26 protein-coding genes and 2 tRNA genes are annotated in these 23,843 nt (G+C 44.6%); 6 read left to right on the top strand and 22 right to left on the bottom strand.

The genetic code is table 11. The features are described from left to right. The first annotated feature begins 101 nt into the window (after positions 1 to 101). From AC5SXE_RS06340 to AC5SXE_RS06330, 3 genes are read left to right on the top strand one after another with little or no spacing between them, the layout of a single operon-like run. Positions 102 to 290 carry a MoaD/ThiS family protein gene (locus tag AC5SXE_RS06340; RefSeq protein WP_303882533.1) on the top strand — a complete coding sequence of 63 codons (189 nt, stop codon included), beginning with the start codon at positions 102 to 104 and terminating at the stop codon, positions 288 to 290. Positions 291 to 296: 6 nt separating this feature from the next. Then, positions 297 to 1,235, top strand: a complete 939-nt coding sequence (locus AC5SXE_RS06335; protein ID WP_303882534.1) for a tRNA lysidine(34) synthetase — start codon at positions 297 to 299, stop codon at positions 1,233 to 1,235. Beyond that, positions 1,214 to 2,857, top strand: coding sequence for an Rqc2 family fibronectin-binding protein (locus AC5SXE_RS06330; protein ID WP_493916943.1), 1,644 nt, complete (start codon positions 1,214 to 1,216; stop codon positions 2,855 to 2,857). Before AC5SXE_RS06335 ends, AC5SXE_RS06330 begins: the two co-directional genes overlap by 22 nt. Here the strand turns inward: AC5SXE_RS06330 and AC5SXE_RS06325 are convergent. From AC5SXE_RS06325 to AC5SXE_RS06295, 7 genes are all read right to left on the bottom strand, one after another. Then, positions 2,805 to 3,725, bottom strand: a complete 921-nt coding sequence (locus AC5SXE_RS06325; protein WP_493916942.1) for an RluA family pseudouridine synthase — start codon at positions 3,723 to 3,725, stop codon at positions 2,805 to 2,807. The genes AC5SXE_RS06330 and AC5SXE_RS06325 overlap by 53 nt on opposite strands. Before the next feature lie 14 nt (positions 3,726 to 3,739). Beyond that, a complete protein-coding gene (locus AC5SXE_RS06320) occupies positions 3,740 to 4,108 on the bottom strand; it encodes a TraR/DksA family transcriptional regulator (RefSeq protein WP_493916941.1) in 369 nt (122 codons plus the stop codon). 27 nt (positions 4,109 to 4,135) lie between these two features. After that, positions 4,136 to 6,919 carry an isoleucine--tRNA ligase gene (gene ileS, locus AC5SXE_RS06315; protein WP_493916940.1) on the bottom strand — a complete coding sequence of 928 codons (2,784 nt, stop codon included), beginning with the start codon at positions 6,917 to 6,919 and terminating at the stop codon, positions 4,136 to 4,138. Positions 6,920 to 7,023: 104 nt separating this feature from the next. Then, positions 7,024 to 8,952, bottom strand: a complete 1,929-nt coding sequence (locus tag AC5SXE_RS06310; RefSeq protein WP_493916939.1) for a TRAP transporter permease — start codon at positions 8,950 to 8,952, stop codon at positions 7,024 to 7,026. A 39-nt stretch (positions 8,953 to 8,991) separates the two neighbouring features. Next, entirely contained in the window at positions 8,992 to 9,465 is a 474-nt protein-coding gene (locus tag AC5SXE_RS06305; protein ID WP_493916938.1) for a DUF1850 domain-containing protein, read from the bottom strand. After that, positions 9,465 to 10,115 (bottom strand): protein-L-isoaspartate(D-aspartate) O-methyltransferase, encoded by a 651-nt coding sequence (locus tag AC5SXE_RS06300; RefSeq protein ID WP_493916937.1) that lies wholly within the window; start codon positions 10,113 to 10,115, stop codon positions 9,465 to 9,467. The genes AC5SXE_RS06305 and AC5SXE_RS06300 overlap by 1 nt, the downstream gene beginning before the upstream one ends. A gap of 243 nt (positions 10,116 to 10,358) precedes the next feature. Beyond that, a tRNA-Arg gene (locus AC5SXE_RS06295) sits at positions 10,359 to 10,435 on the bottom strand. 71 nt (positions 10,436 to 10,506) lie between these two features. Here AC5SXE_RS06295 and AC5SXE_RS06290 point away from each other — a divergent pair. Further along, a complete protein-coding gene (locus tag AC5SXE_RS06290) occupies positions 10,507 to 11,511 on the top strand; it encodes a tyrosine-type recombinase/integrase (RefSeq protein WP_493916936.1) in 1,005 nt (334 codons plus the stop codon). A 42-nt stretch (positions 11,512 to 11,553) separates the two neighbouring features. Beyond that, the gene (locus tag AC5SXE_RS06285) at positions 11,554 to 11,856 is read left to right on the top strand and encodes a hypothetical protein (protein WP_493916935.1); all 303 of its coding nucleotides are present in this window, start codon (positions 11,554 to 11,556) and stop codon (positions 11,854 to 11,856) included. 110 nt (positions 11,857 to 11,966) lie between these two features. On the opposite strand, the gene AC5SXE_RS06280 is transcribed toward AC5SXE_RS06285, so the two are convergent. The 8 genes from AC5SXE_RS06280 to AC5SXE_RS06245 all read right to left on the bottom strand — a co-directional run bounded on the left by AC5SXE_RS06280 (position 11,967) and on the right by AC5SXE_RS06245 (position 16,558). Continuing rightward, the gene (locus AC5SXE_RS06280) at positions 11,967 to 12,401 is read right to left on the bottom strand and encodes a DUF722 domain-containing protein (protein ID WP_310849646.1); all 435 of its coding nucleotides are present in this window, start codon (positions 12,399 to 12,401) and stop codon (positions 11,967 to 11,969) included. A 4-nt stretch (positions 12,402 to 12,405) separates the two neighbouring features. Beyond that, a complete protein-coding gene (locus AC5SXE_RS06275) occupies positions 12,406 to 12,855 on the bottom strand; it encodes a hypothetical protein (protein WP_310849645.1) in 450 nt (149 codons plus the stop codon). Continuing rightward, positions 12,855 to 13,352, bottom strand: a complete 498-nt coding sequence (locus AC5SXE_RS06270; RefSeq protein ID WP_310849643.1) for a hypothetical protein — start codon at positions 13,350 to 13,352, stop codon at positions 12,855 to 12,857. Before AC5SXE_RS06270 ends, AC5SXE_RS06275 begins: the two co-directional genes overlap by 1 nt. Before the next feature lie 110 nt (positions 13,353 to 13,462). Further along, positions 13,463 to 13,624 (bottom strand): hypothetical protein, encoded by a 162-nt coding sequence (locus tag AC5SXE_RS06265; protein ID WP_310849641.1) that lies wholly within the window; start codon positions 13,622 to 13,624, stop codon positions 13,463 to 13,465. 146 nt (positions 13,625 to 13,770) lie between these two features. Next, positions 13,771 to 15,123: a DNA primase family protein gene (locus AC5SXE_RS06260; RefSeq protein ID WP_310849639.1), complete on the bottom strand. Its 1,353-nt coding sequence runs from the start codon at positions 15,121 to 15,123 to the stop codon at positions 13,771 to 13,773. Next, a complete protein-coding gene (locus AC5SXE_RS06255; RefSeq protein WP_310849637.1) occupies positions 15,116 to 15,931 on the bottom strand; it encodes a phage NrS-1 polymerase family protein in 816 nt (271 codons plus the stop codon). Before AC5SXE_RS06255 ends, AC5SXE_RS06260 begins: the two co-directional genes overlap by 8 nt. Beyond that, the gene (locus AC5SXE_RS06250; RefSeq protein ID WP_310849635.1) at positions 15,928 to 16,269 is read right to left on the bottom strand and encodes a hypothetical protein; all 342 of its coding nucleotides are present in this window, start codon (positions 16,267 to 16,269) and stop codon (positions 15,928 to 15,930) included. Before AC5SXE_RS06250 ends, AC5SXE_RS06255 begins: the two co-directional genes overlap by 4 nt. Before the next feature lie 64 nt (positions 16,270 to 16,333). Continuing rightward, positions 16,334 to 16,558, bottom strand: a complete 225-nt coding sequence (locus tag AC5SXE_RS06245; RefSeq protein WP_310849633.1) for a helix-turn-helix domain-containing protein — start codon at positions 16,556 to 16,558, stop codon at positions 16,334 to 16,336. An 85-nt stretch (positions 16,559 to 16,643) separates the two neighbouring features. Between AC5SXE_RS06245 and AC5SXE_RS06240 the strand changes: the two genes are divergently transcribed. After that, positions 16,644 to 17,738: a hypothetical protein gene (locus tag AC5SXE_RS06240; RefSeq protein WP_310849630.1), complete on the top strand. Its 1,095-nt coding sequence runs from the start codon at positions 16,644 to 16,646 to the stop codon at positions 17,736 to 17,738. A 181-nt stretch (positions 17,739 to 17,919) separates the two neighbouring features. Here the strand turns inward: AC5SXE_RS06240 and AC5SXE_RS06235 are convergent. From AC5SXE_RS06235 to infB, 7 genes are all read right to left on the bottom strand, one after another. Then, positions 17,920 to 17,988, bottom strand: a tRNA-Arg gene (locus tag AC5SXE_RS06235). A gap of 256 nt (positions 17,989 to 18,244) precedes the next feature. Further along, entirely contained in the window at positions 18,245 to 19,213 is a 969-nt protein-coding gene (gene ribF, locus AC5SXE_RS06230; protein WP_303884667.1) for a riboflavin biosynthesis protein RibF, read from the bottom strand. 32 nt (positions 19,214 to 19,245) lie between these two features. Further along, positions 19,246 to 20,160 (bottom strand): tRNA pseudouridine(55) synthase TruB, encoded by a 915-nt coding sequence (gene truB / locus AC5SXE_RS06225; protein WP_493916934.1) that lies wholly within the window; start codon positions 20,158 to 20,160, stop codon positions 19,246 to 19,248. Next, a complete protein-coding gene (locus AC5SXE_RS06220) occupies positions 20,153 to 21,172 on the bottom strand; it encodes a DHH family phosphoesterase (protein WP_493916933.1) in 1,020 nt (339 codons plus the stop codon). Before AC5SXE_RS06220 ends, truB begins: the two co-directional genes overlap by 8 nt. After that, the gene (gene rbfA, locus AC5SXE_RS06215; RefSeq protein WP_303884672.1) at positions 21,144 to 21,512 is read right to left on the bottom strand and encodes a 30S ribosome-binding factor RbfA; all 369 of its coding nucleotides are present in this window, start codon (positions 21,510 to 21,512) and stop codon (positions 21,144 to 21,146) included. The genes AC5SXE_RS06220 and rbfA overlap by 29 nt, the downstream gene beginning before the upstream one ends. Further along, complete coding sequence (locus AC5SXE_RS06210; protein ID WP_303884674.1) at positions 21,493 to 21,813, bottom strand: DUF503 domain-containing protein; 321 nt, start codon at positions 21,811 to 21,813, stop codon at positions 21,493 to 21,495. The genes rbfA and AC5SXE_RS06210 overlap by 20 nt, the downstream gene beginning before the upstream one ends. A 5-nt stretch (positions 21,814 to 21,818) precedes the next feature. After that, entirely contained in the window at positions 21,819 to 23,840 is a 2,022-nt protein-coding gene (gene infB / locus AC5SXE_RS06205; protein WP_303884675.1) for a translation initiation factor IF-2, read from the bottom strand. Positions 23,841 to 23,843: the final 3 nt, after the last annotated feature.

Genomic DNA, 23,843 nt, shown 5'->3' with positions numbered 1-23,843 from the left:
CTTTGGTTGCTTGTCAAGTATCATATCATGTGATATGGTATTTTTTCGCGTTGGAACTATGAAAGCGGAGTCAAAGAAATTGCGGGAGGTTGTGCATAGAGGTGAAGGTTCGCTATCGAGACAAGGAGTTTGAGTTTAAAGAATCCATGTCTGTAAATAAGTTGCTAAAGAAGCTTTCTCTCAGAAAAAGCGAGGTCGTCGTGATAAAAAACGACACTATCGTCACGGAGGACGAAATGCTTCGCCCCGGCGACGATGTTCGCATAATAGATACCGTTAGCGGAGGATAGACGCTCATGAAATGTAGAATTTGCGCTGGCAAGGCGATCATTGGACTGCCCCAGCATAATATGGCCTTATGTGCCGAACATTTCGATAACTGGATGTTAAAGCGCGTGTCCAAGGCTGTCGATGAGTTCAAAATGTTTTCTAAGAAAAGCAACATTCTTGTTGCGGTCTCGGGCGGCAAGGACAGCCTGGCTTTATGGGATATATTGGTGCGTCTTGGCTATAATGCCTCCGGTTTGTACATCAATTTGGGCATAGAAGAGGACGATTACTCCGACGAGAGTGAAGAATTCGCAAGGTCATTTGCGGAACGCGTGGGTCGTAAATTATACATTGTAGATATCAAAGAAAATCATGGAATGTCTATACCCGAAAAAGCTTACACGAAAAGGCGAAAACCTTGCTCGGCCTGCGGAGTAACCAAGAGATATTACATGAACAAGATAGCCAGAAACGAGAGCTTTGACGTAATTGTGACAGGGCATAATTTAGATGACCAAGCAGCGGCGTTGCTTGGCAACGTGCTTTATTGGAAGATTGACTATTTGGCTAAGGGAGCGCCTTATTCCCCGCCCATCGAAAGCGGTCAATTTGGCAAAGCAAAGCCCTTGGTCTTTTGCACAGAAAAGGAAGACGCCGTTTACTGTTTGCTCAAAGGCATACCTTATATACAAAAGGAATGTCCCTATTCTAAGGGCGCTACCTCTTTGCGCTGGAAGCACATATTGAATGAAATCGAAGAAAATTCTCCGGGAGCCAAACATGCCTTTTACTTTGATTACGTGAGAAATATTGATTTGTTTCAGGCCAAAGAAAAAGAAGAAGAGCTACCCCCATTAACGTGCGAAATTTGTGGGGCGCCTTCATGGAACTATGTTTGTTCTTTCTGCAGATTGTGGGATCTGGACAAAAGGGGAAATCTATCGTGCGATATGGACCAGAATTAGCATTAGCCTGGACTTTGGATATAAATGAGCGCTATAAGGGAAAAAAGCTTTTTCGCTGCGAAGCAGGCCGAGAATGGCTGGCCCTTCAATTTTCTCGAAACAACAATTGGCTTTGGCTAAGTTGGGACAACCAAAGTTGCGGTATGGCTGTGATAAATAAACAAGAGCTCGATATTTTAAAGGAACTAAGGGCCAAAACTCACCCTATCTCGGGAGCTATAAAAAGCCATTTGGTGGGAGGTTTTTTGGTTCAGGCATTTCAGATAAACAGGGATCGCGTAATTGCTATTGAATTTTCAAGGCCTTTAGGCGCAGGGGTTAACGTGTCTAGATTTCTTGTGTTTGAAGCCACTGGCAGGCAGGCCAATCTCATCATCCTTGACGACAAGCAAAAAATTATGGAAGTGGCAAAACACATTCATCCGGAGATCAACAGGTATAGGTCGGTTCTTCCCGGACTATTTTATACTCCCCCACCGCCTTTTGAAGGCCCGGACTTAGAAATTTTTAGCAAAAACGACTTGGCAAACATCACTAAATACAGAGGGATAGGTCAACCTCTTGCAAAGTTTTTGTTGAAAGAATGGGAACTTCGAAATTTAGATCTTGAGCCCTACCTAAAAGGGCTTTACTCTATAACCTTGCAAGAGTTGATTTGCCAAGAAATTGACGATTACTTGACGGCACTCCCCTTGCCTTTAAGCGGTTCTCGGAGAGAAGGCAAGTCTCCTCTTGAATCTTCAAAAAAGCTGCTAGATCAGTACTTCGAGCGAGAAAGGCACAAAATGCTCGAGCAAATTTATAAAATATTGGATGCAAAAAGACACAAGATAATCAACAAAATAAGAGGATTGTCAGCTCTCTTGTCAAATGTTGAAGAAGCGGAAAAATGGAGTCACTACGGTACATTATTGATATCTTATGCTCATAAGGTCAAAGATGGAGCACCCTTTGCTTGTCTGAAAAGCTGGGATGAACGCTATGGAAGGGTGGAAATAAAGCTTGATCCCAAGCTGTCTCCCATTGAGAACGCTAAAAAGTATTTTAAACTGGCAAAAAAATATCAAAGAAACGAAGAAAAGCTCTCAAGAGAGATGGAAAAGTTAAAGGACGCGCTCAACGAATTAGATGAATATCGCGAGTTTGTTTCCATGCTAAACGATGTCAGCGATGTGAAAAAGATACTAGACGATCTTTCTTCGGACGTTCTAAGCAAAAGGGGCCGAAAAAGCAGAGATTACGTGCCACCCTACAAAAGACTGGATCTAAAGGACGGCTTTATCGTTTACGTAGGGTTAAACGCAAAGGGAAATAGGCACGTTACCTTTAAGATCGCCTCGCCGGAAGACCTTTGGTTCCATGCAAAAGATGTAACAGGCGCTCATGTAATCTTGAAACTATCGGGTAAGCTGGCGAATGAAAAGATGATAAACTTCGCGGCTTCTCTAGCTGCTTACTACAGCAAGGCAAAAGAAGCTTCTTATCATGTCGTCGATTACACTCAAAGAAAACATGTGAAATCCTTGCCGAAAACAGGACCGGGGCATGTTACCTATAGCGACTTTTCTTCTACTCGTGTTTCTCCTGGTTTATGGCTCGAGCTCCTTGAAGAGCTGCAATAAGTTCGTGAGGCAAAAAAGACCTAAAAGACACAATCTCGCCGCTTCTTGGATGTGGGAAAGCCAATTTCCAAGCATGGAGGAAAAAGCGATCCTTGGGGACCCAATCGGCCTTTATTTTTGCCCCGTATAGCTTGTCACCCACTATGGGGCAACCCATTTCCTTGAAGTGCACTCTAATCTGGTGCGTCCTGCCAGTATGGATGATGCAGTGCACGAAAGAAAACTTCCCCGTGCTCCAAAGCACCCTGTACTCCGTGATGGCTTCTCTTCCGTGGGGCACGACGGCCATCTTGAGCCTGTTTTTTGGGTTCCTGGCGATAGGGCTTGTAATCGTACCCTTTGGTTCTTTCGGTTCTCCTATTACCAGTGCCAAATATTCTTTCTTTACGGAGCGTGACTTAAAGGAGTCCATCAGCCTTTGCTTTGAATAAAGGTTTCTTGCCACTACCATGAGCCCTGATGTGCCTGCATCTAGACGGTGCACTATCCCCGGCCTTTTTGAATCGGGTGACACCAATTCAGGATATCGGTGAATGAGTCCATGAGCCAAGGTGTTGCGCTTGTGTCCCGCTGCCGGATGCACAACTAAAGGGGCAGGCTTGTCTATTACTATGATGTCGCTGTCTTCGTAGACGACTCCAAACTGCACCGGTTCGGGCTCAAGCGTCATCTCCGCGCCTTCAACTTCCTGAAAGGTCATTTCAAGTTTCATCGGTTCTTTTATCTTCATAGAAGGCTTTAACCCCATCTCCCGCAGTGTTCTTTGAATATGACTGCGAGATTTGATGGGCAAGATCTTGCTTAAGGCGACATCGAGCCTTTCGCCGATAAACTCACTTGAGATTGCGACTTCAATTTTTTCAGGCATTTCTTAAGGCGTTGTCATCTCCGCTTATCAAGCTTTCTTTTGCACCCTATGCAGTAACGCGCCCAAGGAAGAGCCTGGAGGCGCTGCTCTTCTATCTGTTTATTGCACAGCTCGCATAACCCAAATTTTTCTACGTTTTTTTCAAGCTTTGCAAGGGCGTGATCAATGTTTATTAACATCACCTTAATGCTTTCTAATTTTCCGGCGATTTGCTCCTTGTTGATCATATTCATAGCTGTATCGACAAGATGATTTGTATCAAGAGTTGACAATTCGCCCAAATTTCCGCTGGTTGCTTCTAAGAGCAGCGCTTCTACAATTTTGGCAAGCTCTTCCTTTTTCTGAATCAGCTTTCTTTTTATCCCTTCATGGTCAATTTCCATAGATACACTTGCCCCCGCCATACTATTTTAAGATTGAGTCGCCAGCACCGTGTTACATCTGTCACAGACACCTTTTTCCGCCACCTCTGGTGCGTACATCCAACATCTGGGGCATTTCTCACCACAAGCTTTGGTTATTGCAATCTTGACGCCGGTTTCTTCGTCGGCATGGACTATAGGTGCTTCGGGCAACTCGTCCACCCAATTTACGTCCGATACTATGAAAACACCCTTCCACCAATAGGGAGAAAGAATGTCCCTTAATTTTGCAGTTTCGGAGTCAAGCTTTATGTTAACGCAGGCCTCCAGAGACTGCCCTATCAAATCCTGGCTACGAGCCGCTTCCAGAGCCCTGCTCACGGCACCTCGCAGCCACAAGATCCTTTCCCACTTGTCTTCCAACGATTCATGGTACAATTTTGGGTCCAAAGAGGGCCAATCCGCTAAAAATATGCTTTCAGGCAGCGCGTGATCTATTTCCCTTAAATGTTGCCATACCTCTTCGGTCGTAAAACTTAAAATTGGCGAGAGCATTAAGGTCAGCGTTTTTATTATATTCCACATCGCAGTTTGACAGCTCCTGCGCAGTTTCGAGTCGGCAGCCTCAACATATAACCTGTCTTTGTTAATATCGAGATAAAAGGCTGAAAGTTCATTTACGCAGAATTGATGAATCGTAAAGGTTGGCACGTGAAATTCAAAATCCTCAAAACCTCTTGTAACCTTGCTTATAATGCCCTGTAGCTTAGACAGGATCCAAAGGTCAACTTCTTCCATATCTTCGAGTGCAAGGCTATCGTTGTGCGGGTTGAAATCAAACAAGTTGCCGAGCATGTATCTCATGGTGTTTCTTACTCTCCTGTAAGATTCGACCAAGTTTTTTAGTATGGTGTCGGAAATTCTGATGTCATTTCTGTAATCGGTGGAGGCAACCCATAGTCGCAATATGTCGGCTCCGTGCTTTTCTATCACTTCTTGGGGTTGTACCACATTTCCAAGGGACTTTGACATTTTACGGCCCTCTCCGTCCACAATAAACCCATGCGTTAGGACCATTTCAAAGGGAGCCCTTCCCCTAGTTGCAACAGAAGTCAAAAGCGAAGTTTGAAACCATCCCCTGTGCTGGTCGCTTCCCTCAAGGTACATCGTAGCGGGCCATTTTAGTTCAGGGCGCGTCGTTAACACCGCCAAATGGCTCGTTCCCGAATCAAACCACACGTCGAATATGTCGGTTTCCTTCTTTAAAGATTTTGAGTTACATTTAGGACAAAAAGCAAGTTCATCGAGCAGCTCCTCGGTCTCCATCAGCCACCAGCAATCACTTCCATGATCGCGGATCTTGGCGCTTACCTTTCTTATCCTGTCGCTCGTTAAAATGAGCTCTCCGCAGTTATTGCAATAAAAAGCTGGTATGGGAACGCCCCAAATTCTTTGTCTGCTGATACACCAGTCGGACCTTTCGCGGACCATGTTGGCTATTCTATCCTGTCCCCAAGATGGGATCCACTGCACAGAAGAAATCGCTTTTAAAGAGTCTTCTTTGAACATGGACACGGCGATAAACCACTGGTTTGTTGCCCTGAAGATAATGGGTTTTTTGCATCGCCAACAGTGTGGGTAGGAGTGTATTATCTCCCCTTCCCCCAAAAGCCTTCCGTTTCTCTTTAAAACTTCCAACACTTTCTCCGAACCTTCTTCAAGGCTTAAACCACCTACAAGCGGCGTTTCGGGCATGAAGTAACCCCTTCCGTCTACAGGGTTGTATATTTCAAGGTCATATTTGATGCCTGTTTCAAAGTCTTCAGCTCCGTGGCCCGGTGCGGTATGAACACAGCCGCTTCCTTCGTCCAGGGAGACGTAGTCTCCAAGGACAAACACTATCTCTTTGTCATCGTAAAATGGGTGAACTGCCTTTAGACCTTCTAATTCTTTGCCTTTAATTTCATATAACACATTATTAAAGTTAATCCCGGTTTCACGTTCTACCTTTTCTAGCAACCCCTTGGCCAGGAGGTATACTTTATTGTTGGAGCTGGCTAAGATGTAGTCGAAATTGGGATGAACCGTGATTGCCAAGCTGGCCGGCAACGTCCACGGTGTAGTAGTCCATATAATGGCGTAGGCTTCCTTGCCCTCAAGGTTGGGAAAGCCTTCTTTTTTTAACGGATAGGCAACGTAAATTGAAGGAGAGGATATATCTTCATATTCTATTTCAGCGGCAGCTAGAGCAGTTTGACAGTCGGTGCACCAGTAAATGGGTTTTTGTCCGCGATATACATATCCACGATCTACCATTTCTGCAAAGGCTTCAAGCTCTATAGCCTCATATTCCGGCTTAAAGGTGATGTAAGGATCGTTCCAATCCCCTACCACTCCCAGGCGTTTAAATTCATTTCGTTGTATATCTATGAAACGAACGGCACACTCCTTGCATTTGCGCCTGAGCTCAATAGGATGAAGCGAGTCCTTATCAAGCCCTTCATCCTTTAGCGTTCGAAGTTCTATGGGAAGTCCGTGGGTATCCCAACCGGGCACGTAGGGGGAGAAATACCCTCTCATCCATTTATACTTTGGGATCATATCCTTTAATATCTTGTTAAAGGCTGTGCCTATGTGAATATTGCCGTTAGCGTAAGGAGGCCCATCGTGGAGAACGAAGGTCTTGTCCCTTTCCCCTTTGTTCATCAACTTCTGATAAATGTCGATGTCTTCCCAGAATTGAAGCATATCCAATTCTCTTTTTGCAAGGTTAGCCTTCATCGGAAATGAAGTTTTTGGTAGATTCAATGTCTCTTTGTAGTCGTCCGGCATTTATAAAACCTCCCAGTATCTTTGTTTAAGAAGGTGCCGCTCGAGTTAAGTGCGGCACCCTTTAAAATGCATTATACACATAATAGCTAAAAGATAATACTCTTTTATTGCACTTTTGCCCGTCTTTTTTGGAAAAGATAGGTAAAAGCTAATATTGCCATACCTATAGCGTCAGAGTAGAGGCCAGGTATTAAAAGTGCTAAAGCTCCGCCAAAGATTATTATCCGAAGCCAAAAAGGTATCGGAGCCTTGTAATATCCAATGGTTGACATGCCTAATAAAAATACTCCTATCACTGCCGTTATAATGGCCAATATGAATGGTAAAGGCGTTACATCGACCAACACGAGCATCGGGTTCATGACATATATAAAGGGCACGAGAAATCCTGCCAAGGCTAGCTTCACCGCCGTAATGCCCGTTTTCATCGGATCTGCTCCTGCGATGCCCGCGCCGGCATACGCCGCCAAAGCTACGGGAGGGCTTAAGTCAGCTGCAATTCCGAAATAAAGAACGAACATATATGCTGCCATTGGTGCAACGCCAAGTTGAAGTAAAGCCGGAGCCGCGATGGTGCTCGTGACGATGAAGTTTGCCGTCGTAGGAAGACCTGCACCAAGCAATATGCAAGTTACCATCGTAAGGAGCATGGTTATGAGCAAATTTCCTCTGGAGATCGTTATTATTAAACTTGCTATTCTAAGTCCTAGCCCCGTCAAGGTGGCCATCCCAACGATTATTCCCACAGTTCCGCAAGCGCATGCAACTCCAAGCGATCCCTTTGCCCCATTTACCAAGCCGTCCATCAGCTTCGGTAACGTGAGTCTTGTATCTTTAGATATAAAGGATACGGCAATCGTCGTCAGCACGCCATAATATGCTGCCTTCATCGGAGTGTAACCGCCGACGAGAAAATATACTATGGCAAAGAGGGGGATTAAAAGGTGCCCCTTAGATTTTAATAAACTCCAAAGCCGAGGCAGCCTCTCTTTCGGCAGTCCAAGCAATCCAAGCCTCGTGGCCTCAAAGTGCACCTGTACCATGACTGCCGCATAATAAAGTAGCGCCGGAATCACAGCAGCCAAGGCTACTTTTATATAAGGCACCCCAAGAAACTCGGCCATTATAAAAGCAGCCGCACCCATTACGGGAGGCATTATCTGCCCACCCGTTGATGCGACGGCCTCAACAGCACCGGCAAAGTATGGTTTGTACCCTATGCTTTTCATTAAAGGTATGGTAAAGGTGCCAGTGGTGCAAACGTTAGCAACGGAAGATCCAGATATGGTGCCCATAATCCCGGAACTTATCACAGCAACCTTGGCTGGGCCGCCCGTCGATCTTCCTGCGATGGCCAAGGCCAAGTCTATGACGAATTTTCCCATTCCTGTTTCCTGAAGAATGGAACCAAAGAGGATAAACATGAACACGAAGGTGGCAGAAACTGAGATGGGAACACCAAAGACACCTTCGGTGCCCAAATACATATGATTTATAATGCGGGCTGTGTTAAAACCCCTGTGGGCGAAGAGTGAAGGGAAGTATCGTCCATGGTAGCAATAAATTAGTGAAATTATGGCAAGTATCGGCAAAACGGGGTTCGATACCCTCCTTGTGGCTTCAAGGAGCATTGCGATGCCCAAAAAGCCTATAAAGACGTCCATTGGAGTGGGAAGTCCCGAACGCGTGATCATTTCATCGAAGTGTATAACTAAATAAAGTGATGTATAAGCGGCGATAACAGCTAATGCGAAGTCATACCAGGGGATTGTATCGCTAGGAGATTTTTTTGTGGCAGGGTACAGCAGATATGTTAAAAAGAGCACAAAAGCTAAATGTACCGCTCTTTGCTTCATCGCCAGAAGTTGGCCGAATCCCGCCGTATAGAGGTGAAAGAGGGACATAACTGCTGCTACTGTGAGGATAAGCGCGTTTTGCCACCCCTTTAATGTTCTATACCGCGCTTCCGCATCGTACTGTCTCATAATTTCGTCTAGATCGATAACCTGGTCCTGTGGTTTAATATTTTCCATCCGTTACCCTCCTTTTTATTTTAAACTTTACTAATTTCACTATAAGATGGATTTAAGGACCACGAAAAGGCAGATTGGCTGCTCAGGATAGTAAGAATATAGTTCATGGTTGGTCTTGCCGATCGTTAGCGTGTTTTTCCCGATAGCGGCATTTCCAACCCGGCAGCGAATATTTGTCCAGTGGCGTCTACCTCCTCGAAATATCAACCAGTCTTCCGTTTTGACCAATGAGCCGGGGTACTGATCGGACGTGGGAAGGCCGGCGTTATGTGACTTGATCCTTTCTTCGTATAACCATATTTGGCCTCCTTGCAATAGAAATACATCCTGCACGGGGGTTCTTTCTAAGCTGTGAACGTAGCTCAGAAAGATTTTTTGGCCCACAGGAATTAAAAAAACATCTGTGCCCCCTTTGTGTGAAATACACAACCAATAGTGAGGGGCAAAGAGCAAATAAGCGAGAGCAAATAAACACACAAGACCAATTAGGGTAAATTTGAGTTTTTGGGTCACTAAGTCTTCACCCCTGGCAAAAGAGGCACGAATGAGCAGTAATCATAATGCTTTTGTTCAAGTTTACCTTTGGTCTTCGTTATTTTAACTAGTTGTTCCACGTTAAAAGAGACGACTAAGGGTAAAACTAATCTGCCTTCTTCTGCGAGTTGGTCTATCCACGCCTTTTCTATTTCGGGTGCTGCCGCTGTCACGATAATGCAGTCAAAGGGAGATTCTTCTGGCCAACCGAGTCTTCCGTCTCCAATTTTAATCTTAATTTTATCCAAAAGGCCTAGTTCCTCGAAGACTTTTTTTGCACTTGCAGCTAAAGCTGCAATCCTTTCTATGGTGAAAACAATACATCCCATAGTGGCTAAAAGAGCGGCCTGGTAACCTGATCCTGTGCCAATCTCCAAGACTTTGTCCCCTGGGCGGGGATCTAGCAATTCTGTCATCTTAGCGACGATATAAGGTTGCGATATCGTCTGGCCTTCACCAATGGGAAGAGCACAATCGGCGTATGCTAGGTTCCTGAGGTTTTCTGGGACGAAAAGATGTCGAGGTAGCTTGGACATCGCCTCCAATAGGGCGGTGTTTTCAATGTTGCGTCTTTTTATCTGATTTTCTACCATTGTTTTAGCTTCCTCTTCCCACTTCTCAAACTTCACGGAAAACTCACCTATATTTCTTTAAAATATTGTTTTTAGGCCTGGCAACAAATAATTTTCAACGTGATTAGGATGTTTTTGATTAAATTTTGAATCAGTGAAATGGCGAATATAAGATATATGTGAAAGTAACCAAGTTCTTTGTGTCGTTGTTCTTTGTGTCGTTACTCTCGCTTGTTGTTAGGGTTGTCATTTACGCAAAAATAGACAGGCCAGACGACCTGTCTTCGACGCTTCTTAAAATGGCGGGCCTGGCCGGACTCGAACCGGCGACCTACGGCTTAGGAGGCCGTCGCTCTATCCTACTGAGCTACAGGCCCAACACGTTCGTGACTAATATTATCACGAACGTGGACTTGGGTTCAACACCTTTGGGAAAAATTCATAAAAATTGAGGGAGGCCGACGCTCCTAAATTTGCTCTTTTCGTAAAACTGCAAGGCGAAATTGTGAACCAAACGAGTCGTGTAGTTTTATTTCAAGAGAAGTTTCAAACCTGGGAAGATGCCCTGAAGTCTTTTGTCCTTTTTAGAAAAGCACAGGGCTATTCAAGTCGCACAATCAAAGATTACCGCTACCATGTGGCCTTATTGTTTAGAGAATGCCCGCAAGCCTGGAGTCCTCAAGACGCAAATAAAACGAGAATGGCCGTGCTTTCATACCTCGACCAAGACGGCATCGCTCCAGCTACGTTTAACATCAGGAGAAAGTATCTTAAAGCCTTCTTCTCGTGGCTAGCAGACGAGGGGGCTTATACAGGAAACCCGCTTGAAGGAATAAGGACGAGAAAGGCCGAGCCAAGAATCGTGCAGCATTCGGCGGAAATACTGACGAAGCTCTTAAAGCTTCCAGACAAGACAACCTACTGTGGCAAGCGGGACTACGCCCTATTGTGCCTTTCCATCGACACGGCTATTAGGCCTAGCGAAGCCTTGGCCTTGGAGCTTGAAGACGTCAACTTGAAGGAAATGACTGTGCTAATCAGAGCATCAATCGCAAAGACAAGAAAAAGCAGGACATTGCCCTTCTCTCTAGAAACGGCCAAGGCGTTGCAGGCATTAATAGCCTCAAGGCCAAGGGAGTGGGAAACACCGCTGCTTTTTGCAAATTATGAGGGAGACAGGCTGACCGTCTCAGGCTGGAGGCAGAGATTGCAGAAAAACTATGCACCAAAGCTTGGCCTTAAAAGGCTTTCTCCCTACGGCTTGCGTCATGATGCAGCACTTCATTTTCTTAGAAACGGCATGAACCCCTTTGCACTGCAAACAATCATGGGACATTCCACGCTTGACATGACGAAGCGTTATATAGCTCTTGCAGAATCAGACATAAGGGAGGCCCACGAGACGGCATCGCCTGTTAAGAGGTTTTTGGGAAGTAAGAAGCGTGTCAGGTAAGGCACATAAAGCATCAAAAAAAAATAAAAGGAGGAAGCAAAGATGGAACCAGGAAAAATGAAAGCAGTCATAGGCGGTGTAAGGTACGACACTAAAAAGGCCCAAATAATAGCTCACAATTGTTTTTGGGACGGGCATAACATGGAGCGAAACGGGCGGAATACTTACCTTTATAAGACACCAAACGGGCGTTACTTTGCTGTGCATCTTACGTTATGGCAAGGCGAACGGGACAGAATAGAACCGCTCACGAAGGACGAAGCCATCTACCTTTACGAGCGGTTACCCGAAAAGGAGGTGGAATTTGAAGAAGCTTTTCCCGGTGAGCCTGTAGAAGAAGCTTAGCAAGCCATTCTTGCAAAAAAGGGCCTCTTAGGAGCCTCCAGGAGGCCCTTAAGTTTTACCAAAAGGTATATTGGTATTCTTATAGGAAAACAAGCCCATTTTGGGCCAACTTAGGCTATGGCGTTTAATGCCCTTTCTCCTATAACATGAGCACAATACTCTAATGCTCTTTTTCTTAACCTGTAAAAACTCCTTTCCGAAATGGCAAGCTCTTCCATCACGGCAAACCTGGACTTTCTCTTAAAGTAATAAATCTCTACCAACCGCTTCAGGTCGTCCGGCAACATCTCGCAAGCCTTGCGAACTGCCTCTATCTTAAGCAGCAAGGCTTGATATTCTTTGTCTTTTTCCTTTGCCAAAATTACCCGCTCTTCTATGGAAGATCCAATGCCGTGACTGTCTAAGGTTATGTAACCCTCCGAGATGTTGCAGCGTGCAATGAGATACTGCTCAAGAACAGCTAGACGCTGGGCCAATAATGGATAGTCATATAAAACCCGCTCCACCTTTCGGAAAATGTCTTTGTTGACAGGCTTGCCCGTCATCACATTACTCCTTAGGGGGATACTCGCTCAATTCCGTTAACACAGCTCTGATCTCTTCGTCCAATATATTAGCTACCTCGCCGGGATTTTTAATTCCAATTATCTTTGGGGCAACGGCCTTTGGAATCTCAAGCACACGTTGCCTGTAATGCTCGAGCATGTCAGTCATCACACGTTTCACATCTTTGGCATCATGCATGCGATCCCTCAACTTTTTGAGCTTCAACTCCGACAACTTTCGCTTGGCCTTCTCATGTTTTGCCCTCTCCGTCCAATAGTTTTCTTTTGTCTCTTTGTCATCAGTTCCTGTTTTTAGATAATTTAAGTAAGCTTGAACATTAGACGTTATCGGATAACTTCCTTCTTCTTCGTGTATGATCCCCTGTAATGTCAACTCGTCCAACTCCTCAAGCGATAGATTCAACAACCTTGCCATTTCCTCTTTATCCGTCATTAATCCAACGCCTCCTCTTGTCCGGCAAACATGGTCGTATCATAGCTTTTTAGTTCATCTAAGGCCTCGCACATCTCCTTTCTGAGGGCCTGCAACGCTTCATCGGCAGTTTCGACACCTACCAGCACATTAGCAATTTTGTACGGCACACCCAAAAGTTTGTTTCTAAACGTAATGAGCATGTTCGTCATCACGTGCTCAATCCTTGATGCCTCATGAAGCTTGCCTTGTGCTTCGCCAACCTTAATTTCTGCAATTTGTCTTAAGGCCCGCTCGTGTTTGGCCTTCTCTTGCCAATAGGATTCCTTCCAATTTTGAGTTTTAGGACCTTCGCTCGCCTTTTGATATTCCACAAACTTGGTGATATTTGACTCCAAAGGAAACTTCCCACGTCCGTGTTTTTCAAGTACTCCGATCTTGGCGAGCTTATTAACGTATTGCTCTGTTATACCAAGCACCTCGGCCAAGGTTTTGGCGTTTACTATTCGGTTTTTCATCTTTTACCCCTCCCCGTGAGAAACTTGAAACTACAAATTTTTTCGTTCACACCTAGGCAAAAATCGGGGGTCGCAAGCATCGCAAGGCTTTTAAGTGCTGGAAGGACCCGCTACCTCCATTGGTGCCCTTTGCCCTCGTTGTTCACCCACAGCTTGCACTTAATGCACCTGGTCAAGCTGTGTGGCAATGGTTGCTTTGGCCCCAGATACGTCCCGCATTTGGGACATACAATATCTTGGTCATCATCCTTTGCAGTTCGTTTAACACACAACTCGAAAGCCTCCTTTAAAAATCATAACTTACACACTTGCACTCACTAAGGCGAGGTAACAAAGGTAACAGAAATAACGCCCTTTTATAATTAATGTTTTCTTAGTATATATCGGTTGTAAAACTGTGTTATTTCTGTTACTTCTGTTACTGTGCACTTTTCCACGTTAAACCAACCCAACTTCGCCATTTATTTTCACCTTTTTGCCCGCTCTCGAAACCGAGCCTTTCCATCTCAGAGTTTATTCTTTCTGCTGTGTATGCAGTCCTTCCTTTATTCTGCAGCCATTGTGCGAACTTTTCCTTGAACTCGAATTTAAAGATGTAATCATTTTGCATCCGTGTAATTTCGCAATTCTCTTCAATGAACGTTTGTAGCGGAGATGACAGCTTTAAATAAAGTTCCCTCGTCTCGTCTACATTTTTGTGGTGTGTAAATATAAAGTTATTCTCCATCAATTTCTCCAACTGCTTTATCGTTACGTAAAGCAATGCCTCATATTCCACATTGTCAGCATTAGCCAACTCCACTTCAAGGCGTGGGTTTTCCTTGAACTTCTTGGGAAACTCAATAAGAAACAGCCTGCGATAAAAGGCTTCTGTCGTATCCCTTGACATTGGCACCTCATTCGTAAGAAATATGAGCTTAGCATGGTTCTTGAAATATATGGGGCTTCTAAACTTTCTGTCAGCTTGTATGGTATCGCCACCACAGAGTTGCTTTAATAGTCTGGTATCTTTAATCTCGTCGTACTCAAGCTCTCCGCAAATGTTGGCAAATTTTTGATAAAGCTCACTTGCTGCGAACCTACTTTTTTGAATCTCCCCCATCGAAGTGTGTGATACATTATCTATCCCTAAGAGCGTCTCAAGTATTTTTGCAAAAAGAGACTTACCGTTTAAACCTCGGCCATATAACATAAACAGCTTTTGGTAAGGATAAGCCCTGTAGAGGCAATAAGCTATAAGTTCATACAGCGTTATAGTCTCTTCTTTAGGTAAAAAGCTTTCAAGTAAAGGGATAACCAGCTCGCTTATTGCATCAGGGTTGTAATCCCATGGCAATTTCCATGTAAAATAATCATCATGCCGATAATTGCGTAGTTGTTTTGTGTTTAAATCGTAAACTCCGTTAGCACATGGTATAAGGTTAACGTCAGGTTCCGGAAGAGGCTGCCCTTTCCACGAGCACCCCTTTACATCGGCGACTATCTCATCTATAACGTAACGCTTCTTTTGTACGTCAGGGAGTGCATCTAAAGATGTCCTAAGCTTTGACTCAACAAGCCCTTGGCCGTCTTCTCTCCACAATCCCGAGTTGGAATCAAACCAAAGGAGTGGTTCCCTAGCCCCCGCCCACCAAAAGGCGTATCTTGCCATGAGCAGTTCTGTGAAAGGTCTTGGATAAAACTTGTCTACGACGATGATTTTGTTGCCTTCATTTGCTTTTTGTGTGTCGATATCCAGCTTGTCCCATGTAGATAAGGCATTATCAATCATGGCAGGCCCTTTCTATCGTCCAAGTACCGTATGTATACCCCGCCCCAAGGCGTCTGTCCCACTTGGCCCGCATCAAACCGCTTTGACGAAAAAGGGAATCTATCCTTGATCCGTCTCCACCGGTCCAGAAAGCCAAAATACGGCACAAAGCCATGTCAGCCTCGCTGTGGCTTGGGTAGCCCGACGTGTCACCTTGCCAAAGTTTTAGGAACTTGTCGCCTTGCTTACTTTGGGCAATACGCTCCAGCAAGGCCTTGTCGTCCAGGTCGATCATTGACCTTGGCCTTAGCATGACGGGTTGTTTTCTTTCCGTGAAGAATCGCTTAATCAGAATGTCTACACCTGCTTGGATGTCTCTCAATTTGTGCATGTCCTCAAAGATATTTCCGGTAACTGCGATGAAACGATTGGCCCCGTATACCTCCAACACTCCTTTTTTTCGTCCCATAAACGGCAGCTTGGCGTAACCGAATATATGAAGACCACGGCCGGAGAGGCTAATTTCAGTGTAAGATTGACACAGGTCAATAATCTTTTGGGCATTCGGATGAAGCCTTCCGCTGTCGATGCAATCGTCTAAATCCAATGCAACGAGGCCGTCCCCGTCGAGGGCAAAGGCAACGTTGCCCCTGCCTCTTTTTATGGCCTCCTCAAAGGCCATCCATGTTGCGGGATCGTTTGATTTCCCGAAGGGCCTCTTGCCGTCACGAGGCACCCAATTCCTTTTGGCCTTCATTTGTGCCGGAACGTGCGACAATGCATCCGATTTAAGGACATTACCGGCCAATCCCATCACCTCGGCTTTCAATCCTCTGCTGATTCTTCTTTGCTCCAATAACCATTGAAGGGAAGATGCCAGCGGATCTCGCCATAAAACTGCCTTGGCTTTGCAAGCCTTTTAAATTTCTGAAAGTCTATGCAATACGTTGCATTCCAATCTTTCACTGTGACCTTAAGCTTTTTAACGTTGTTTTTTTCAAGTTCTTTCATGACTGCATCGTCCACGCCGAGCGATCCGCCCATGGCCCTGTAAAGTTGATCACTTCGGCAGGATCGTTTAAAGGTGTTGCCTTCAATTTGGCCAATGGTCACAAAACGATCTTTAAACCGCACTTGTACAGGTATACTCTTTGTTAACGTTTCCATGCTATACTCACCTCGTAAATGGATGTTTTTGCTGTGGCCCTCTCCCTGTGAGGGCCTTAATTTTTTACCCCTCGACAACTTTAGGTACGCCACGTTCATCGAAAAGCTCATCTACGGACACACCCAAAAGCTCAGCTACACGATGTTGGTGTTTTTTAGGAACGTAAAAACGTCCATGTTTCCAATGAGAAACAGCAGCTTCGCCAACCCCCAAAGTTCTTGCAATCTGTGCACCGCTAATGCCTTTATAATTCATGGCTATTTCAAAAACCGTCACGTTTTTTCTCATGTTAGTCACCTCCCTCAAATCTTTATATTGATTTGTACATGCTTATATGATAGTATTAGTAAAACCAAGAAAGGATGGCTCTAAGTTGACACCCAAGACTCTACAAGGTTGGCGTAAGCAGCTGCAAAAAGCATTGGATCAAAAAATACCAGATGCAGTATGGAAACGTGTAATTGAGAGAGGCTATATAGATATCGCCAATCAAGAAGAGGAATTGGAGACTGGAGAGGGGCTGGAATACCTTAAAGAACAGATACAAGAATTGATGGAAGATTACGAAGCTTTTTCGTCAAGTCCCAAGCTTCCTGCTCCAAAAAAACAGGGTAAAGACTCGCCCCCGGTCGAAATAAAACCTAACAGGCGGTTCGAGGCATTGACGGATATTATTGCCACATTGGTCAATCGTGACGAAGACGTTCAGAAGTTCCGTGATGAGGTTTTGGGGGGAAAGTTGCTATTACCCGAAGAAGTGCCGGAGTGGATTAAAGCACAGAAGGCAAGGGAATCACACACACTTTCGATATCAATTGCTGTAACCGCAGGTGAGGGGTTAGAATCAAGAATTTCAGAGAAAGTAAAACAGATATTGAACGCCATAGAAGAAGGCCAAAATTGGTTTTTGTATGTAGATAAAACTAGTGGTTATACACTTAATTACATTGTGCCTGGGAAAAAACACATGGGAGCTATACCGATAAACAAGGATGGCATTTTGGGCCAATTAAAACGCTTGGCCGGAAGCTTTAAAGATTTTTGGCCAGAAGCTTGGGCCGTGCATTTCATTCTTACTGGAGAGGTACGCCCGGTAAGCATAGGAACTATAACTTTTAGACAAACAAGTAGAGCATTGAAAATCATACTTGAACTTTCGCCATATCTTACAGGTAAAGAGGTGCAAGAACTTTATTTTAGAGAAAGAAAAGCTCTTTTAAAAATGGCTACAGGCAAAACAAAGGTGAGAGAGCTTACTGATAAACATATTGATTTGGCTGTCTTTGGTGTGAAAGAATCAGGATCGTGGACAAAGAAAATGCATAAATGGAATGCGAGACATCCCGAGTGCAAATACACTAATAAAGGCACGTTTGCACGAGACGTGAGGGCAGCCTACGAGAGGATCACTGGGTGGAAATGGAAAACACGTCCAAAGGAGGCGGAAAGCATGGATTGGCACAGGTAATTGATTTTAGTCATGAACGACAAAAAAGCTTATAAAAACTGAAAGGAGGGAAGCCTTGCAGTTCACAAATAAAGGCAATTTCTGGAGCTAGCAGAGCACAGTAGGAAAACAGGCCGACGCTCCTAAATTTGGACAAAAAAATTCCCGACAGGCCAAGAAGGCTGTCAGGAACTGGATTTACAGCTTTTGGCCGGACTCGAACCGGCGACCTACGGCTTAGGAGGCCGTCGCTCTATCCTACTGAGCTACAGGCCCAACAAGTTCGTGACTAATATTATCACGAACGTGGACTTGGGTTCAACACCTTTGGGAAAAATTCATAAAAATTGAGGGAGGCCGACGCTCCTAAAAACGCGTTTTTCACGAAATGTCGGGTTGACATTATGGAAGAAAACGAATTTCTTAAGGAGCTCAAGCTTGCGAAGGCAAGAATTTGGTAGTCTGACGCTCCAAAAAGCGTAATACTATGGGTCGAACATGATCAAACATAAGTAGAGCTAATATTGTCAAAAACGTTGAGTGGAATACAGTACCTTTAGGTAAGACTCATGGCTTCTCCAATGTTCGTCCAATGCAACCAGTAAGGATTCATGTTCATAAAACCATCTGCGGTAGATTTCTTTTACTCGCTCTATGTCATCTTTCATTTGCGCGATGAGTGCCTGTGCTGATTCAAATTTCCTCTCTTCCCGAATATGTGCTAAAAAAAGTACGATAATCATTTCGCCGTAAAGATCGCCTTCAAACCCGTCTAAGTATACCTCGGTGCGGATTTCCTCTCCTTTTTCGAAAGTTGGACTGTATCCTATATTTAAAGCTCCACACCACCATCGCTCTTGAGCTAACGTCGCTGTCGCATAAACGCCCAGAGGTGGAAAGAGCTTAGGCTCCGATAAAAGCAGATTTGCCGTAGGAAATCCCAATTTTCGCCCTCTATGCTCGCCTTCTATCACTTTAGAAATAATAAAGTAAGGGTATCCCAACATCTTTTCAGTCTCAGGCATGTGTCCCTTTTTTGTGAGCCTTCTGACCAAAGAGCTGCTCACAATAGTGCCATCTACTTTCAAAGGAGGAATTGAAGCGAAAAACCAACCTTTTTTTGCCAGGTAACTTTTAAGGAATTTAGCATCGCCCGTGCGGTTTTTGCCGAATTTGAAGTTTTCTCCCACGATGATTCCCCTTGCTTTATAACGGTTTTCTAGCTCTTCAATAAAGTCGGCGGGTGATAGATCTTTTATTTCATTAAAGGGTATTTTTAAAACTTTAGGTATTTTTAAAAAGGAGGCAATGTAATCCCTCTCGATGTCGGTGAAAAGAGGAACAAATTGCCTATTTCCCAAAATGATTTGAGGATGCGGAACAAAGGTCAACACTCCCCAAGGAAGGCCCATCCTGTTTGAGGCGTCCTTTGCTACGTCAAATAAGGCTTGATGTCCTTTGTGAAATCCGTCAAATGAACCCAAGACTAAGATCACCTTAGACCACCTCTATCGTGAATCGAAAGAAATTAAAGTGTAATGTTTGTAACAGGTTGAATTATACAACCTGATTTGCGCCACTCGATATCGCAAAAGGATATTAATTTCTTGCCCTCGACCACAAAAACTTTCGACGGCTCGAGAATTCCCCACCATTTAATTGGCGGTACGTGAAAAAGTTTTTGGCCTCTTGTTAAAGTTTCTTCGTCAAGCTCGCTCGCCTTGCAAGTACAAAAGCCCTTTAAAAGCTCCTGAGGCGGGAGTATCTTCTCTAGCAGTTCTTCCCTCGAAAGTTTCTCTATAAAACCAAGTGGGATTGCATTTTTCAGTTTAAAAGGACCAATATCGGTGCGCTCTAAAAAGGCTACATGAGCATAGCAACCTAATGTAATGCCGAGATCGCGCGCCAAACTTCTCATGTATGTTCCTTTTGAACAAACCACTTCTAGTACTAATTTACCTTCCTTGGTGATGGGGCTTATCCTTTTAACGCTTTGAATAAATACGATTCTAGGTGGTATATCAAAGGATTTTTTCTCCCTGGCGAGGTCATATGCCCGCCGTCCACTTATCGATACAGCGGAGACATTGGGCGGGACCTGAAACCTATGCCCCAGAAAACTTATCAAAGCTGAATCCACGTCTTCTTCCTTCACGTGTTTCCAATCGGTCTGGTTTTGAACCTCTCCGCTTGCGTCATCGGTATCGGTTTGCTCGCCGAGTTTTATGGTTGCAATGTATCTTTTGGGTAACTCCATGATGTAGGAAGACGTTCGCGTTAGCTTTCCTACGAGTAAAACCAATAAACCGCATGCCGGTATGTCTAAAGTCCCGGCATGTCCGACCTTGATTCGGCGTCCGATCTTTTTGCGGAGGATATTTACACAGGTGGCGCTGCTTATCCCTTTAGGCTTGTTAATTAAAATAAAACCTGCCTTAGACATTTTTTGCGTATTCCTCAAGCTCTTGTGAAACCAAGTCTAAAGCCCGTTCCAGTGGTAGGGAGAGCTTGCAGGCTGCTGCTTGTGGGTGCCCTCCTCCGTCCCATTTTTGAGCCAACTCCCTTACGGATATGCCGGTGACAGATCTAAAGCTTATGCGTACTTCATCTTCTCCTTCTGTAAGTAAAGCACTGATGGTGGCTCCCTTGACGTACAAAAGTTGATTTACTATCCCTTCAGCATCGTAAGGATCGGCGTTTAGTTTTTCAAAGTCCTCGAGCTTGATCCAACTGACGACTGCTTTGCCGTCTGACAACGAAAAGGCGCGCATGAAGGCAAGTCCCCATAGCCTTAAGCCTGATAGTCTTCTATTTGCATATATGTGCCTGAATATGTTTTCTGGATTTATGCCTGCACTCAAAACATCGTGTGCTATCGTATGTGTCTTTGGCGTGGTATTGGAGTAAGTAAAATGTCCCGTGTCGGTAACGATGCCAGTATAAATTCCTAACAGCGCATCTCTAGAGATGGGTTGCCAGCTTTCTTTAAATAAATCCCATATTATCTCAGCGGTTGCCGAAGAGGTGGGATCTACATAGTTGAGATGGCCGAACATTTGATTATCCATATGATGATCGATATTGACTATGAGCGTTAAGTTATTGTCGTCAAGGCCGGCAACGCACCTTTCTAAATTGCTCGTATCCAGGACAATTATGGCAGAATCAGGGCTCTTTAAATCGTAGGGGATGTTTTCGAGCACCTGATATACATCAACGTGGGGGAGGAATTCGTATACCCTTGGTACCGGATGAGTTCCTCCCCAAAAACATTTCTTCCCAATCTCCGTGCCCCAGCAATAAAAGGCGCTTCCCGATCCTATTGCATCTCCATCGGGCCTTTCATGAACAAAAATGGCCCAGGTGTCTTTTTTTGTTATAGCTTCAGCAATATCTTTTAGTGAAGGTGAATTGCTCATGGCCGAATCACTTATCATCTTCTTTGTTCCCAACATTCCCCTGTGCTATTTTGTTCAGGAGGGCCTCGATCCTTTGGGCACGCTCTTCGCTATCGTCAAATACAAAAAGGAGTTTCGGAGCGAACCTCAACCTCATTTGCCTACAAATGATTCCGCTTAAAGCTCCTGATAGATTATCCAAAGACTTGCTGATTTCTTCGAGTTCAGATTTATCGATAGAGGTGAAATATACCTTGGCCAAACTCAGATCGTTAGTGCATCTTACCTCAGTGATGACGACTTTTTTTAGAGCTGGATCCTTAGTATTATTCAATAAAAACTCAGAGATCCCTCTCATTATTTCCTTGTTAACTCGTTCAACTCTCAACCTGTCCATAGCATTCAACCTCTCGATCGAAACTGATTACCTCGAAGCCATTCTTGGCTTCAGCTAAAAGAACATGGCGTTCCACCGCATCGAGCATGGCTTCAGCCTCCTTAGCGGAAGATGTTACCGATGCTACGGCAATGTAAGCCAAATCCCAAGTATTGTCCGGGCCTAGATCGGTCACCGAGACGTTTAGCCTTTTTCTCAAAAGATCAATCAAAGATTTTACGACATGACGCCTGTCCTTTAGGCTCCCTGCTGAAGGTATCCTTAAAGTCATCAGTATTGTCGCTAAAAATATTTTGGGCATGCCTATCATGAAACATCACTTAAATGTCGTTTTTCTTCTACTATTTCATAAGCTTCTAGTATGTCTCCTTCTTTCAAGTCTTGGAATCCGGCCAAACCAATTCCGCACTCATAACCGGCGCTTACTTCTCGTACATCGTCCTTAAATCGTTTTAAGCTCAATAACGGGCCTTCCCATACGACGATCCCGTCTCTGATGACTCGAGCCTTGGCGTTGCGCCTTATGATGCCTTCTCGCACATAGCATCCGGCCACTTGTCCCACCTTAGGTACTTTAAATACAGCCCTTATCTCAGCTTCTCCAAGGATTTGTTCTTTTAACCTTGGGGCAAGCATTCCTTCAACCGCCGCTTTCACGTCATCTAAGAGATCGTAAATAGTCCGATAGAGCCTGATTTCTATTCCCTTTTGCTCTGCCAATCTTCTCGCGTTGCTGTCTGGACGAACGTTAAAGCCAACTATGATGGCGTTTGATGCGTCAGCGAGCATCGTGTCAGACTCTGTTATTCCTCCTACGCCTTCATGGATTATCTCAATTCCAACTTCCTCAACAGAAAGTCGCAACAACGATGATTTAATTGCTTCTAAAGTCCCTTGTACGTCTGATTTCAATATGAGCCTTAAGGTAGGTTTTTCTCCCTTTTTCATCTGTTCGAATAGTTCTTCAAAAGACGCCCTTTTTGCGGTTTGCATTTCTTGGTGTCTTTTCTTTTCTAGATATTGCTCTACGGCTTCGCGGGCTATTTTCTCATCCTCTACCTTTACAAATCGCTCTCCTGGTTGTGGTACGTCTTCCAAACCTAAAATTTCCGCGGGCATGCTTGGAGTGACTTCGTTGACGTTACGTCCCAAATGATCGATCATTGCCCTTACTCGACCCCAAGTGGTCTCAAAAAGCAAGACATCCCCTCTTCTTAGGGTTCCCTGCTGAACTATGACGGTAGCCACTGCTCCTTTACCTTTGTCCAATTCAGCTTCTATGACGACTCCCTCGGGATTTGCATCGTAATCTGCCGTAAGTTCGTGCATTTCAGCAACTAAAAGTATCATTTCTAAGAGCTGATCCACGTTTTGCCCGGTTTTAGCGGATATGTCTACCATGATCGTGTCTCCGCCCCAATTTTCTGGAATCAGGCCTAAATCCGCGAGTTGCTGTCTCACCCGGTCTGGTTTTGCGGCGGGTTTATCGATCTTGTTTATGGCCACAATTATCGGGGTGTTTGCTGCTCTAGCATGATTTAACGCCTCTATAGTTTGAGGCATTACCCCATCATCGGCAGCCACGATCAAAACCACTATGTCTGTGACTTTAGCACCCCTTGCCCTCATCGATGTAAAAGCTTCGTGTCCAGGCGTGTCCAAAAATACGATTTTCTTGCCATCATGCTCCACCACAGAGGCACCCATGTGCTGCGTTATTCCTCCAGCTTCCCTTGCTGTAACGTTCGTCTCTCTTATGTAGTCCAAGAGCGTAGTCTTGCCGTGGTCGACGTGTCCCATCACGGTTACTATGGGAGGTCGAGGCAATAGCTTCCTGGGCTTTGTTTGTCGCGCCACTTCGACCGGTTTAGCCTTTATTTCTTCTTCCTTTCTTTCCATGTCTTTTTCTATATCTTTTTCTAAGTCTGCTGGAGATATCTTTACGTCCACGTTATATACCTCGCTTATGATGTTTGCAATTTTTTCGTCTACAATTGCGTTAGCTGGCACCATAAAGCCTGCTGCTATCAGCTCTTTGACCATTGTCATTGCAGGTTTGCCGAGGCGGTTTGCTATTACTTCAACCGTCGAACCTTCCTTTATCTCTATGGCTTCCTTGACTGCAACGGCTTCTACATCCGGCTTGCTTGGTTTTGTTTCCTTTTCCTCTCGTAATGTTTCCTCGATTATTTGTGCAGTATCCATATCAATGGAGCTCATGTGACTTTTAGCCTCCACCCCTAGATCTTGTAATATTTGTAAGAGGTCTTTACTGCTGATGTCTAGCATTTTTGCCAATTCATATATCCTTAATTTCCTTTTTCCCAAATG

Source organism: Acetomicrobium sp., assembly GCF_059026225.1.
The sequence above is the reverse complement of the archived record's forward strand: the minus strand, read 5'-3'. Positions and strand labels throughout refer to the sequence as shown.

What these genes read in the sequence shown, in the direction of transcription:
- AC5SXE_RS06335 (WP_303882534.1), top strand. Translation starts at nt 297, where the DNA reads ATGAAATGTAGAATTTGCGCTGGCAAGGCGATCATTGGACTGCCCCAG.
- AC5SXE_RS06325 (WP_493916942.1), bottom strand. Translation starts at nt 3,725, where the DNA reads ATGCCTGAAAAAATTGAAGTCGCAATCTCAAGTGAGTTTATCGGCGAA.
- AC5SXE_RS06320 (WP_493916941.1), bottom strand. Translation starts at nt 4,108, where the DNA reads ATGGAAATTGACCATGAAGGGATAAAAAGAAAGCTGATTCAGAAAAAG.
- ileS (WP_493916940.1), bottom strand. Translation starts at nt 6,919, where the DNA reads ATGCCGGACGACTACAAAGAGACATTGAATCTACCAAAAACTTCATTT.
- AC5SXE_RS06310 (WP_493916939.1), bottom strand. Translation starts at nt 8,952, where the DNA reads ATGGAAAATATTAAACCACAGGACCAGGTTATCGATCTAGACGAAATT.
- AC5SXE_RS06285 (WP_493916935.1), top strand. Translation starts at nt 11,554, where the DNA reads ATGGAACCAGGAAAAATGAAAGCAGTCATAGGCGGTGTAAGGTACGAC.
- AC5SXE_RS06280 (WP_310849646.1), bottom strand. Translation starts at nt 12,401, where the DNA reads ATGACGGGCAAGCCTGTCAACAAAGACATTTTCCGAAAGGTGGAGCGG.
- AC5SXE_RS06275 (WP_310849645.1), bottom strand. Translation starts at nt 12,855, where the DNA reads ATGACGGATAAAGAGGAAATGGCAAGGTTGTTGAATCTATCGCTTGAG.
- AC5SXE_RS06270 (WP_310849643.1), bottom strand. Translation starts at nt 13,352, where the DNA reads ATGAAAAACCGAATAGTAAACGCCAAAACCTTGGCCGAGGTGCTTGGT.
- AC5SXE_RS06260 (WP_310849639.1), bottom strand. Translation starts at nt 15,123, where the DNA reads ATGATTGATAATGCCTTATCTACATGGGACAAGCTGGATATCGACACA.
- AC5SXE_RS06250 (WP_310849635.1), bottom strand. Translation starts at nt 16,269, where the DNA reads ATGGAAACGTTAACAAAGAGTATACCTGTACAAGTGCGGTTTAAAGAT.
- AC5SXE_RS06245 (WP_310849633.1), bottom strand. Translation starts at nt 16,558, where the DNA reads ATGAGAAAAAACGTGACGGTTTTTGAAATAGCCATGAATTATAAAGGC.
- truB (WP_493916934.1), bottom strand. Translation starts at nt 20,160, where the DNA reads ATGTCTAAGGCAGGTTTTATTTTAATTAACAAGCCTAAAGGGATAAGC.
- AC5SXE_RS06220 (WP_493916933.1), bottom strand. Translation starts at nt 21,172, where the DNA reads ATGTTGGGAACAAAGAAGATGATAAGTGATTCGGCCATGAGCAATTCA.
- rbfA (WP_303884672.1), bottom strand. Translation starts at nt 21,512, where the DNA reads ATGGACAGGTTGAGAGTTGAACGAGTTAACAAGGAAATAATGAGAGGG.
- AC5SXE_RS06210 (WP_303884674.1), bottom strand. Translation starts at nt 21,813, where the DNA reads ATGCCCAAAATATTTTTAGCGACAATACTGATGACTTTAAGGATACCT.